Origin of the sequence: Campylobacter concisus, assembly GCF_015229965.1 — a bacterium.
In the GTDB taxonomy this organism is placed as follows: Bacteria; Campylobacterota; Campylobacteria; order Campylobacterales; family Campylobacteraceae; genus Campylobacter_A; species Campylobacter_A concisus_BD.
Genome location: NZ_JAAKZB010000013.1, coordinates 14335 through 26331, shown reverse-complemented (window position 1 = coordinate 26331; position 11997 = coordinate 14335). Strand labels below are relative to the sequence as shown.

At 37.8% G+C, this 11997-nt stretch carries 12 protein-coding genes; 4 read left to right on the top strand and 8 right to left on the bottom strand.

Going from position 1 to position 11997, the window contains the following annotated elements:
- Window positions 1-186: 186 nt before the first annotated feature.
- From G6W43_RS06640 to G6W43_RS06605, 8 genes are all read right to left on the bottom strand, one after another.
- Window positions 187-1530, bottom strand: coding sequence for an anaerobic C4-dicarboxylate transporter (locus G6W43_RS06640; protein ID WP_194169421.1), 1344 nt, complete (start codon window positions 1528-1530; stop codon window positions 187-189).
- 91 nt (window positions 1531-1621) lie between these two features.
- Window positions 1622-3022 carry an aspartate ammonia-lyase gene (locus G6W43_RS06635; protein WP_103570261.1) on the bottom strand — a complete coding sequence of 467 codons (1401 nt, stop codon included), beginning with the start codon at window positions 3020-3022 and terminating at the stop codon, window positions 1622-1624.
- Window positions 3023-3607: 585 nt separating this feature from the next.
- Window positions 3608-4339, bottom strand: coding sequence for an energy transducer TonB (locus tag G6W43_RS06630; protein WP_234402685.1), 732 nt, complete (start codon window positions 4337-4339; stop codon window positions 3608-3610).
- Window positions 4340-4400: 61 nt separating this feature from the next.
- Entirely contained in the window at window positions 4401-4784 is a 384-nt protein-coding gene (exbD, locus tag G6W43_RS06625; protein WP_103632138.1) for a TonB system transport protein ExbD, read from the bottom strand.
- Complete coding sequence (exbB, locus tag G6W43_RS06620; RefSeq protein ID WP_103573494.1) at window positions 4771-5199, bottom strand: TonB-system energizer ExbB; 429 nt, start codon at window positions 5197-5199, stop codon at window positions 4771-4773. The genes exbD and exbB overlap by 14 nt, the downstream gene beginning before the upstream one ends.
- 219 nt (window positions 5200-5418) lie before the next feature.
- Complete coding sequence (locus tag G6W43_RS06615; protein ID WP_194169420.1) at window positions 5419-6075, bottom strand: cysteine hydrolase family protein; 657 nt, start codon at window positions 6073-6075, stop codon at window positions 5419-5421.
- Complete coding sequence (locus G6W43_RS06610) at window positions 6075-7061, bottom strand: ATP-binding protein (RefSeq protein ID WP_194169419.1); 987 nt, start codon at window positions 7059-7061, stop codon at window positions 6075-6077. Before G6W43_RS06610 ends, G6W43_RS06615 begins: the two co-directional genes overlap by 1 nt.
- The gene (locus G6W43_RS06605; protein ID WP_021088030.1) at window positions 7058-7891 is read right to left on the bottom strand and encodes a DUF234 domain-containing protein; all 834 of its coding nucleotides are present in this window, start codon (window positions 7889-7891) and stop codon (window positions 7058-7060) included. Before G6W43_RS06605 ends, G6W43_RS06610 begins: the two co-directional genes overlap by 4 nt.
- Window positions 7892-8001: 110 nt before the next feature.
- On the opposite strand from G6W43_RS06605, the gene G6W43_RS06600 reads away from it, so the two are divergent.
- From G6W43_RS06600 to G6W43_RS06585, 4 genes are all read left to right on the top strand, one after another.
- Entirely contained in the window at window positions 8002-9330 is a 1329-nt protein-coding gene (locus tag G6W43_RS06600) for an aminotransferase class V-fold PLP-dependent enzyme (protein WP_194169418.1), read from the top strand.
- Complete coding sequence (gene thiD / locus G6W43_RS06595; protein ID WP_194169417.1) at window positions 9323-10075, top strand: bifunctional hydroxymethylpyrimidine kinase/phosphomethylpyrimidine kinase; 753 nt, start codon at window positions 9323-9325, stop codon at window positions 10073-10075. The genes G6W43_RS06600 and thiD overlap by 8 nt, the downstream gene beginning before the upstream one ends.
- The gene (gene thiE / locus G6W43_RS06590) at window positions 10068-10682 is read left to right on the top strand and encodes a thiamine phosphate synthase (RefSeq protein ID WP_149712587.1); all 615 of its coding nucleotides are present in this window, start codon (window positions 10068-10070) and stop codon (window positions 10680-10682) included. Before thiD ends, thiE begins: the two co-directional genes overlap by 8 nt.
- Window positions 10683-11178: 496 nt before the next feature.
- On the top strand, window positions 11179-11922 hold the full coding sequence (locus G6W43_RS06585; protein ID WP_103608645.1) for a hypothetical protein: 744 nt from the start codon (window positions 11179-11181) through the stop codon (window positions 11920-11922).
- Window positions 11923-11997 lie beyond the last annotated feature (75 nt).

The window sequence follows — 11997 nt, the reverse complement described above, 5'->3', positions numbered from 1 at the left end:
TAAATATCAAAATAGAGCAAATTTCAAAAATAATGAATTAAGATGGATTAAATTTTAGTGCGATTTTTGTGTGATTTGTAAAAATAAAAAATTTAAAATTTAAAAAGAGATATTATTTAAGAATTTGATATAAAAATTGAAAATTTAAAGAAGAATAAAAAGCCGAGATCTCTCTCGGCTTAAGTTTTATATAAGAACTGGAGCTACTATAAATCCAAGGATAACTGATAATGCAACCATTATAGTTCCTGGGATGAAGAATGAGTGGTTAAATACAAATTTACCAACTCTTGTAGTTCCTGTATCGTCCATCGCTATCGCACCTAGTGTTGTAGGATATGTTGGCAATACAAATAGACCAGAAACTGCAGCAAATGAAGCTACAAGGATCCAAATTTGACCTGAATTTTCAGGGCTAGTCATACCAAGAGCAGCAGCAACAGCAGGCATCATAACCTTTGTTGTAGCAGCTTGTGAGTATAGCAAGCAGCTTAAGAAATAAAGCGCAACAGCTAGGATAAATGGATACTGAGTAACGAAGTCTTTTGCAACCTCTTTGATAGAGTCAAGGTGACCATTAACAAATGTTGTACCAAGCCATGCGATACCAATAACGCAGATGCACGCATTCATACCACTTTGGAAAGTGCTAGTTGATAGAAGTTTGCCTGTCTCAACTTTGCAAGCTACTGCGATTGTAAAGCCAATTGTTAGCATAAAGCTAATAATAGCAGCATCTCTTGAAAGGATAGGTTTTTCTACAAGACCTAAGCTCTTTGAAATGACTAGCGCATAGCAAACAACGATCAAAACGCCAACAGCAAAGATAGCAACTGATCTTTTTGCGTATGGTTTTGGCTCGTGATACTCAACATCCTTAACCTCTGCAACCAAACCTTTTGCAAGTCTATCTTGGTAGATAGGATCTTTTGAAAGGTCAAGATCGTAAAATTTATTGACGATAAATGCAGTGATAATCATCGCAACAAATGTAGTTGATATACAAATAAATAGCAACACTGGATAGCTAACACCTAGCTTTTCACATAGGCCACTCATAGCAACAAATGCAGCTGAGATAGGGCTTGCAGTGATCGCTACTTGAGAAGAGACAACTGAAAGCGCAAGTGGAGCTGAAGGTTTGATGTTTTGAGTTTTAGCAACCTCAACTATAACGGGGATCATTGAAAACGCAGTATGTCCAGTTCCTGCAAGGATAGTTAAAAAGTAAGTAACTATCGGAGCAAGAAAGTTGATCTGTTTTGGATTCTTGCGTAAAATTTTTGTTGCTACTTGAACTAAATAGTCAAGTCCGCCCGCAACTTGCAAAGCTGTGATCGCTGAGATAACTGAAGCGATGATCAAGATAACATCCATAGGGATGTCTTTCATATCGACTTTCATACCAAGTAAAGCGAGTATCACAACGCCAAGACCACCTGCGTAGCCAACGCCCATACCACCTAGTTTGACACCAAGATAGATGCCGCCAAATAGGACTATAATCTGTAAGATCAGCATTATATCCATCGAAAACTCCTTTATTAAATTTTATTACTAAAATCACCACTTAAGCGTGTCAGAATTCTGGCACGCCTTTAATAATACTTTGCTTAAATTTTTACTTAACCATGCTCGGATTTAGCATATTTTTAGGCTCTAAAATCTTATCGATCTCTTCTTTGCTTAGATAGCCTCTCTCTAGGCAGATATCGCCAACTGCTTTACCTGTTTGAAGAGCCTCTTTTGCGATGCTTGCTGATTTTTCGTAACCGATATATGGGTTAAATGCTGTTACGATACCAACTGAGCCAAGAACTGATTTTAAGCAAGCCTCAGGGTTTGCTGTAAGTTTTTTGATAGCTTTTTCAGCTAGTGTTTTCATAGCATTTTCAAGGATGAATATAGAGTTAAATAGCGCATAAGCGATGCCTGGCTCAAATGCATTTAGCTCAAATTCGCCTCTTTCAGAGCAAAGCATGATAGTTACGTCGTTGCCGATAACCTCATAGCAAGCTTCACCTACAACCTCAGCGATAACTGGATTTACCTTACCTGGCATGATTGAGCTGCCTGGTTGCATTTGAGGTAAATTTATCTCACCAAGACCGCATCTTGGGCCAGAGTTCATTAGCCTTAAGTCATTTGCGATTTTTGAAAGTCTAACAGCTGCAGTTTTAAGCGCACCACTTACATGGACGAAGTCTGCAGTATCTTGCGTAGCTGCGATAAAATCATCAGCCTTTTTAAAATCAACTCCAGTGATCTCTTTTAGTTTTTTAACAACTACATTTTTATAATCTGGGTGGCAGTTAATGCCTGTGCCTATCGCAGTTGCGCCCATGTTTAGATGTGTCATTGACTCACGAGCAGCTGTGATCTTTTCGATGTCACTTTTGATGTAGCTTGCGAATGCGTTAAAAGTGTTGCCAAGTGTTGTAGGGACGGCATCTTCAAGCTCTGTTCTACCCATTTTGATGATATCTTTAAATTCTTTTGCTTTTTTCTCAAGCTCATCTTTTAGTAAATTCATAGCAGCAAGCAAGTCAGTAAGCTTTGCATAAGTTGCTACTTTAATAGAGCTTGGATAAGTGTCATTTGTGCTTTGTCCAAGGTTTGTGTGATCGTTTGGATGGATGTATTGATACTCACCTTTTTTGTGACCAAGGCTCTCAAGCGCGATATTTGTGATAACCTCGTTTGAGTTCATATTTGTACTTGTTCCTGCGCCACCTTGAACCATATCAACAACAAATTGATCTAAAAACTCGCCAGCTATTACTCTATCAGCAGCTTTTGCCAAAGCATCAGCTATCTTTGGATCTAAAACGCCAACCTCTTTATTTGCAAGCGCAGCAGCTTTTTTGATCTGTGCAAATGCCTTTACAAAGTATGGATACTCTTTTAATGTTCTGCCACTCATGTGGAAGTTTTCAGTAGCCCTAAATGTTTGGATGCCATAGTAAAAATTGTCAGAAATTTCCAACTCGCCAATAAAATCATGTTCTCTTCTGGTTGCCATAACAGCTTCTCCTTAGTAAAAAATTGTTACCGAGTGAAATTATATAGGTATTTGAGATTTTAAATATTAATGACTACTTATTTTTTTTAAGTTTTAAGATTTTTGGTTGATAGGACGACATTTGAAGTAAAATTATATTTCATATTTAAGCTAATTTTTAGGAATTTGCTTGTCTAATTTGTTATATTACTAATAATATCACTTTTTTATTATATAAAAAGGGTCAAAATAGCTCGGATTTGTCCTACACTTTAAGTTTAAAAGCCATTTTTGATAAAATTTAATATAAAATAAATATAAATTTACAAAATTTATAACAGCCAAACTAAAATTTCATAGTTAAAAAAATTTTATAATAATATTTTGTTTAGCAGTAAGTAAGGCAAAAAATTAAATTTTATTAAATTTGCTATCACCTTTTAAAGCAGCTCCTAAAAAGGCAACCACAAGAATAATAATTGATTAAATTTTATCATTTGTCCTTATTAATTTTAAATATAACTTAAATTAAGTTTCTATTTAGTAAAAAATTCTTTATTTTATACATTAATATATTATGCAAAAAATAAGTCAAAAAAACCAAAACTATCTTAATGTAAAAGCTATTGGAAAGCGAAGATAGCGATCTTCTTTTGGCTTTGGAAACTCAGAGCTTGCTTTTTTGACATTTTCTAAAGCACCGTTGTCAAGTGATTCAAAGCCTGAACTTTTAGTAACCTTTAGCTCGTCTATGCTGCCGTCTGTTTTAAGCAAAAATCTAACTTCAACAACGCCTTGATGCTTCATCCTTCTAGCGTTGTTTGGGTAGCTTTTATGCTTTTTCACAGCTGCTATGACCTTGCTAAAGTCCTCATCGCTTTGTGCGTTTGATAAATTTAACTCTTGGGCTACTTTTTGAGCTGGAGCTGAGGCGATAGACTTGTTATTTGCTGGTAAATTTGAATTTACAGCAGGTGCTGGCGTCGCGACAGGTGCTGGTGGAGTGATAGCAGGTTTTGGCTCCACCTTTGGCTCGATTTTAGGCTCAGGCTTTGGCAGTGGCTTTTTCTCCATCTTTTTTGGCTCAGGTTTTGGCTTTTCTATCTTTTTAGGTTCTGGTTTTGGTAGTGGCTTTGGCTCTACCTTTGGCTCAGGCTTAGGTTCTGGTTTTGGTGGCTCTGGCGGTGGCGGTGGAGCTGGGGGTGTTGGCTCAGGTATTAACACTTGTTCGCTTATCTGCGGAGCCGTAGTTTGCGGCACCGGAGTAAAAGAATTTATAGCTATTTTTATAGGTTTTTGCTCGCCTATCTTTATCTCACTAAAATTATGTGAAAGCAAGAAATAAGCCGCTGCTACATGCACTATTGCCGATACTGCTAGGCCACTATAGTTTGAAATTTTACTCAGAGATTGTTTGGATTGCAAAGTTTTCGTGACCTTTTTCTTTTAAGATATCAACTACTTTTACAAAGCTGTCAAATTTAGCGTTTTTATCGCTTTTTAGTTCGATTAAGGTTTTTATATCCACAGCATTTAGCTTATCTTTTAGCTCATCTTCTGAAATTTCCACATCGTCTATAAAAAATTTATTATCTTTATCGATAACGACACTCACTTTTTTCTCATCCTCTTTATCCTGCTGTGCGCTTTTGGCGCTTGGTAGATCGACTGCGATCTTGCCCTGGGCGATAAAGGTCGAGATGCTTAGCACGATGGCTAGCAAAACGAGCATGATATCGATAAATGGGACGATATTTAGTCCATCTTTTTTATTTAGACGCATTTTTGGCCTTGTATCTATTTATCATGACATCGACTTTTCTAACAAAGCCGTTGTAGATCATAAGCGTCGGGATCGCCACAAGTAGGCCAAATGCGGTCGCTTTTAGTGCTAAAGATAGGCCAATCATGATACTTTTTGTATCAATGCCGCCAGCCATACCCATGTCGTAAAATGTGATCATTATGCCAGCAACCGTGCCAAGAAGCCCGATATATGGGGCATTTGAGTAGATGATATAAAGTGTGGTTAAATTTTTTGTTAGCGCCTCATCGAGCTCTTCGATGTTTTTGTAGCTATTTATATCGACGCGTGAGTAAAAAATGATACGCTCTATCGTATACCAAAGCACAAAAAAGCTCATAACGCCCAAAATACCGATGATTATATAGTCAATGTTGTGTTTTAAAAGTTCCATAATACCTCTTATTTTTAAAATTTGAGCGTGATTATAACTATATTGATAGTTAATGTCAAATATATTGTAAAAATGTAACCTAAAAATATTTTATAAGAAGAGAAATTTAAAGAGAATAGATCTGAAAATTAGCGCAAATCCGCGTTATTAATTATATAAATACGATAGATAAGCGCTAAATTTTATAACTTGATAATTGTTTTTAATATAAATATATGGCTAAATTTCTAGCTCTTTTACCACACGTGCGTTTAGTGCCATTTGCATGTGGTGTAAAAATACATTTTGATAAAAATCTCCACTATGCCCTGGAGCGTCGTAGGTTTGCACCAAATTTGCAGGCACGATGATCTCCCTTTTTAAATTTTGCTCATTTGCGCTAAGCCTTAGGTGAGAAACAAGCTGGTATACGCACATATCGGTGCAGTCGCCCATCACAACAAAGCTGTCAAATTTACTTATAAATTTATTAAACTCCTGTGAGTAAGCGATGCTAAGTGAGTTTTTATAAAAAGTCTTCATCTCGCTAAAAAAGTCTAAATTTCTTAGCTCATCAACTGCCTGTGCCTCATTTTGCCCTTTTAAAGCATGAGCTGGAAAGCTCGCAAACTCAGCTGAATTTGGCTCATGAGCATCCTGAATGAGGATGTAGTTTTTAAGGTTAAATTTATCCCTTGCCAGCTTAAAAGTCTCTGCTATGTCCTTTGAGAGCTCACCCACACGCTTGCTAGCTAGTGCGCCTTCACAACAAAAGCCATTTATCATATCAACGCTTATAAAGACCACTTTTTCGCTGCCATTTTTAAAAATTTCACTAAATTTAAGCGCTTTTAGGCCATTTTGCCACGCATTTAGCTCATTTAAAATTTCTCTCATTACTTCTCCTTTATAGGTAAATTTATACAAAATGTCTTTGGCTCAAGGGTTATCTCTATGCTGCCCTTGTGCGCTTCTATTATCTGCAGACAAAGGTGCAGTCCTAGGCCATTGCCCTTTAGTTTGCTCGTCTTAAATGGCTCAAAGACGATGTTTTCATTTTTTATAGAAACTCCGCTGTCATAGACTATAAATTTATGTTCATTTGGCGTCTTTTCGTAGCTTAGTCTCACCACGCCTTCGTCGTTTTCGTCCTCTTCGATAGCGTCTATGGCGTTAAATAAAATGTTTTGAAAGACCATCGCAATGAGGTCAAAGTCGCCACAATAAAAGGCGTCAGGGAAATTTAGCTCAAAAGTTATATCTTTTGAATACTCATAAAATTTAAGCGCCTCCTCGCACTCGCTTTTGATATCTAAAAAGTTAAATTCCTTTGGCGTGATGCTAAGCCCTTTTGTAAAAAGAAGTGTGGCTTTGATGATGCGCTCAACCCGCCAGATACCCTTTTGTATCTGCTCGACGATGGGCAAAATTTTTGGCTCAGCCCTTTTTAAAAGTGTGGAGTTTAGAAGCGAAATAGAGCCTATGGGGTTTCTTATCTCGTGAGCTAGGTGCGCTGCTACTTGACCCATCGAGGCTAGGCGCTCGGTGCGTTTTTCCTGCGTTATGTCGGTAGCTGAGATGATCTTTTTATCATCTTTGATCACCTTTTTTACTAGATAAATTTGCGAGCCAAAGTTTAGCTCGCCCTCATCTTTTGGGATGAAATTTAGCGCTTTACCAAGCTTTTGCGCCTCTGAGTTTTGCAAGAAAATTTCATCATTTTCATCAAGCACCCAAATGGCATTTGGCAAAATTTCTACGATATCTTTTATAAAACCTTGCAAGCTCATATAAGAAGCGGTCAAATTTTTATACTCACGCTCTATCAGATAGGTCTGCTCTATTAGGCTTTTTAGGCCATTTTGTATATCGATATCACTCACAGCAACTCCTCATAATCTTTTATCTCATAAAGCCTAAGTCGCTCATCTTTTAAGCCCAAAAGCTCGTTGCTAAAGCCACTTTTTGAAAAAAGTGCCACGATATCAGGCTTTATGCCTAGCCTTTCGCACTTGTGAAGGACTAAATTTAAGACATTTTTGCAAATTTTTCGCTCTTTGTACTTTGCTTCGCCGACTATTATCTTGCCATTTATGCTAAAAAGCATGTCTAGCTCTATATTTTTACTCCAAAATGAGCTTAGCAAAATGCCATCAAGCCCAAGCTTTTTAGCCATTAGCTCGCCGCTTAAAAGCTCAAAGCCAAGGCTTGCGTACTCGTCAAATTCTCTTCTTATAAGCTCTAAAATTTCCTCACTCCTGCCCTCTTTTAAAAGGCTTAAATTTGGCTCGATAAATCTAAACCAAAACCTTGAAAAATGGCTGTTAAAATGAATTTTATCCTCTATTTTGTAAGCTCGCTCGCTCTTTTTTAAAATTTGGCGTTTATTTTTTACTCGTGGCTTTTCTTGGCTCTTTTCAAGCACTAAAAAATCCTTGCTAAAAAGCTTTGCATAGACCCTATTTGTCATGCTTTGGGGCAAAATTTTATTTACGCTAAATTTCTTTCTGTCGCTTCTAGCAAGCTTAATGAGAGCCATTTTGATGGCCTCGTCGCTATCCTCGTCAAAGTAAAACCTAGCCATCAAATTTTTATAATCATCTAAAATTTCAGCCCTAATCGCCTCAAAAACATCGTAGTATGAGCCCTTTAATAAAAAGTCATCAAAAACAAGATGAAATTTTATAACTTCAGCAATACCAAGGTGCTTCATCCGCTCAAATGTCGATTTTATGGCTAAAATTTCGTATCCTTTGTGTGGCGGATTGTAGCATATTTTTAGAAAATTTTAATTATAATCACGCAAAAACTAAAAGGCTAAAGTTGGTAAATTTAGAGCACATTAGAAGAGATATTATTTTAAAAAAAGGGATACATTACTTCGACTACACCGCCTCAGGGCTTGCTTATAAGCCTATCGAGGACGAGGTCGCTGATATCTTAAAAACCTACGCCAACACCCACTCGCTAACATCCTCAAACGCCTATAAAACACAGCTTTTGTATGATAGCGCTAGAAGCGAGCTAAAGCGATTTTTAGGGCTTGATGATAGCTTTTATCTCATAGCCACAGGATATGGCGCCACTGGTGCGATCAAGAAATTTCAAGAGCTTTTGGGACTTTATGTGCCTCCAGCTGCCAAAAGAAGGTTTGATCTAAAGCCAAACAACGACTCGCCGCTAGTAATACTTGGCCCTTATGAGCACCACTCTAACGAGATCAGCTTTAAAGAGGCGCTTTGTGAGGTTGAGCGCATCAGGCTTGCAAAAGACGGCAGCATCGACCTATCTCACTTGGAGCAAATTTTAAAGATAAACGCAGGACGCGAGATCATCGCTAGCTTTAGCGCAGCCTCAAACGTCACAGGCGTCATAAGTGACTACAAGCAAATTTACACGCTCGTTAAGAAATTTGGCGGCATCGTGGCATTTGACGTGGCGAGCCTTAGTGCCTATGCAAATTTAGACTGCGACTACTTTGACGCTCTTTTTATCTCGCCGCATAAGCTTCTTGGCGGAGTTGGTAGCTGTGGGCTACTGGCAATCAAAAAAGTGCTAGCAAATGACGATGTGCCAAGCTTTGCAGGTGGTGGCACGGTAAGCTATGTGAGCAAAAACTACCATATATTTTTAAAGGATCAAGAGGCACTTGAAGAGGCTGGCACACCGCCTATTTTGGGGCTTATAAGGGCAAATTTAGCTTACAAGCTAAGAGAAGAGATAGGACTTGCGACTATCTACGAAAACGAGAGCGAGCTTAGCGAATACTTTTGCCAAAGGCTAAGGGAAATCCCAGAGCTTATAAGCTACTGCCCACCAAATTTAAAGCGCCTTGCGATATTTTCATTTAATGTAAAAAATGTAGCTCCATACGAGCTTTCAAAAATTTTAAGCAAAGAGTATGGCATACAAACACGTGCTGGCTGTTCGTGCGCAGGCTCATACGGACACGACCTTTTAGGGCTAAAAGAGGATCCAAATTTCACCCACAAGCCAGGCTGGGTGAGGGTTAGCCTGCACTATACGCATACCTTTGAGGATATTGATTATTTGGTAAGTGCGATCAAGAAAAGTATCGAGAAATACGCACTTTCATGGCAGGTCAAAGACCCTTTTGACATAAAAGAGATAAGTGGGTGTGTAGGTGAATAAAAAAAATGTTTTGATAGTTGCTGGAAGCGACAGCGTCGGCGGTGCAGGAGTGCAGGCGGATATAAAAAGTTGCGAGGCATTTGGCTGCTTTAGCGCAAGCGTCATCACAGCCGTGACCGCGCAAAATACAAATGGCGTTAGCAGCGTGCTTGCGATGCCAGCAAAGATGGTGAAAGCTCAGTTTGAGATGGTGCTAGCTGAGCTTGACATAGACGCTGTGAAGGTTGGCATGCTCTTTAATGAGGAGATAATAGCCGTTGTAAGCGCGTTTTTAAAGGAGTTAAGAGCTAAAAATGTGCCAGTTGTCATAGACCCAGTTTGTGTGGCAAAGTCAGGGGCAAAACTGCTAGAAGATGGGGCGATCGAAGCGCTAAAAGAGCTTTTAAACCTAGCAAGCGTCGCCACGCCAAATGTAGATGAGGCTAGGATTTTGGGTATTAATTTTACAAATTTGCCTTGCGATATGGTGCTAAAGCGAACGAAGGTTGATGAAATTTGCGAGGATACGCTCTATCTAAAAAATGGTGACGCTATGAAATTTAGCGAGGAGCTTTTTGAGCCTAGAGTGATGCACGGGGCTGGTTGTAGCTTTTCAAGCTCGCTAGCGGCCATTTTAGCGCAGCAAAGTGATCTAGTAAGCGCCATAAAAATGGCTAAAAAATTTGTGGCAAATGGGATAAAAAATGCTCATAAAAGTAAATTTGGCACAAGACTTATAGATCATAAAGCAGGGCTTAATGGCTGAAATTTACGCTATTAGTGATGATATTTTAATGCCTGAAAATTTGGCTTTGGAGTATGCAAGAGAGATTTTGGAGTGCGGGGTTAAATTTTTTCAGTTTAGATCAAAAAAAGCGGTCAAAAACGAGAAGCTTGCAAGTGAAATTTTAAATTTATGTGAGAAATTTGGTGCGAAATTTATCGTAAATGACGATGTCAAATTTGCTAAAAAGATAGGCGCAAAGGCCGTTCATCTAGGCAAAGACGATGAAAATATAAAAGAGGCGTTTGAGATTTTAGGCAAGGACGCATACGTGGGCGTTAGCTGTTATAACGATATAAGCTTAGCCATCAATGCCGCTAAAAACGGCGCTAGCTACGTTGCTTTTGGCTCTATTTTTACAAGCCCCACAAAGCCAAATGCCCCAAAATGTGGGTTTGAAGTAGTTAAAGAGGCAAAGCAAATTTTAAACCTACCTGTTTGCGTGATAGGTGGCATAAATGAGACAAATATCGGCTCACTTCCCCACGTAAAACCCGATCTCATCGCCGTCATCTCAGCAATCTATAAAGACGGTAACATCAAAGAAAACATCAAAAATTTACAAAGAATAATTGAGCTAAATTTCTGAAACTAAGCTGGTTTTAGCAAAAATTTGTTTTTGAATTTTAGTGAAAAGTATATATTTTCAGCAAATTTTAAAACTTTCATTCACCCCTAAGAGTTGACTACTAAAATTTGACTTCGCTTACCGCTTAGCTCAAATTTTAGAGCCGAAATTACTCGTTCATGAAATTTTAAAATTTACTGGAATTTCAATAAAATGCATGCATTGCAAAGCACTAAAGCATGCACTTCTAACGTGCGAGTGGGGGATTTTACTCGGGCTTTGCCTCGTAACTGCAAGCAAACCGTAATTCAAGTCCCCTTGTCTCCTTTTTTTTGATAAAAACTTTAAATTTCTAAAAAAACTATTTTTACAAAATTTTAAAACTTTCACTATTGGTAAGAATCGACCGCTAAAACTATTTTAATAAATTATATTTATGTAATTTATTTCAATAAAATCATAATAATTTAAACTTTAGTTTGGTACTATTTTGTCAAATTTACAAAAAGGTAAAATGATGAAAAAGGCTCTATTTCTAGGATTTAGCGCACTTTTATTATTAGTGGGCTGCAAGGAAAGCAACATAGGCATTGTTAAAAACTACATTTTAAAAGGTAATAAATCAATAACAATAGGCTCAGCGATAGATAGCTTTAAAGGCTGTACAAGCACACAGTGGCAAGACATCAGTAGCGACGATAAAAAAGTGGTTAAAGTAAGCTGCGTGGTGGGGAAAAATGTACTTGAAGATGAGTTTGAAAGAAAAAATAGCGGCTACATAAAAGCTCTAAATAATGCCAAAGCTGCTCAGCAAAAAAGAGTTGATAACAGCCTTGAGCTAGCACTTGATAGCGCAAATAGCATATTAAAGGACGGCAAAAGCATAGACAAAGAGACTATTTTATCCACCGCAAACAAGCACTGTAAATTTGATCCGACAAAAGAAAGTGCTGGCTACCTAGCCTCTGTTAGCTGTGACCTTGAGTTTAAAAACGAGCTTGCTCAAATTTTAGATATCAAACAAAAATGGGTCTTTGACAACGTCGTAGCCCAAAGCAAATATGCCGCCTACTACTCGCAAAAAGAGCCAGAAGTGATCTATTTTGGTGAAAATACTAAAAAGATAAATGAGAGAGTTATTGAGCTCACTTTCACAATAAATAACGATAAAAGTGTGAGCATCTCAAAGGTTACAAAGATAGATGACGGTGATACAAAAGATATAAACCGCGGTTTGGTTGCGATGTTTTATGCAAGATAAATTTTGCTACTAAAACAAATATCTTTAAGTTTAAAAGTATTACATTTTAAAAGCAATGCTCTCACTTATTTGCAA

Coding starts and splice junctions, on each gene's coding strand:
- G6W43_RS06640 (WP_194169421.1), bottom strand. CDS start 1,530: ATGGATATAATGCTGATCTTACAGATTATAGTCCTATTTGGCGGCATC.
- G6W43_RS06635 (WP_103570261.1), bottom strand. CDS start 3,022: ATGGCAACCAGAAGAGAACATGATTTTATTGGCGAGTTGGAAATTTCT.
- exbD (WP_103632138.1), bottom strand. CDS start 4,784: ATGCGTCTAAATAAAAAAGATGGACTAAATATCGTCCCATTTATCGAT.
- exbB (WP_103573494.1), bottom strand. CDS start 5,199: ATGGAACTTTTAAAACACAACATTGACTATATAATCATCGGTATTTTG.
- G6W43_RS06615 (WP_194169420.1), bottom strand. CDS start 6,075: ATGAGAGAAATTTTAAATGAGCTAAATGCGTGGCAAAATGGCCTAAAA.
- G6W43_RS06605 (WP_021088030.1), bottom strand. CDS start 7,891: ATGAAGCACCTTGGTATTGCTGAAGTTATAAAATTTCATCTTGTTTTT.
- thiE (WP_149712587.1), top strand. CDS start 10,068: ATGGCTGAAATTTACGCTATTAGTGATGATATTTTAATGCCTGAAAAT.
- G6W43_RS06585 (WP_103608645.1), top strand. CDS start 11,179: ATGAAAAAGGCTCTATTTCTAGGATTTAGCGCACTTTTATTATTAGTG.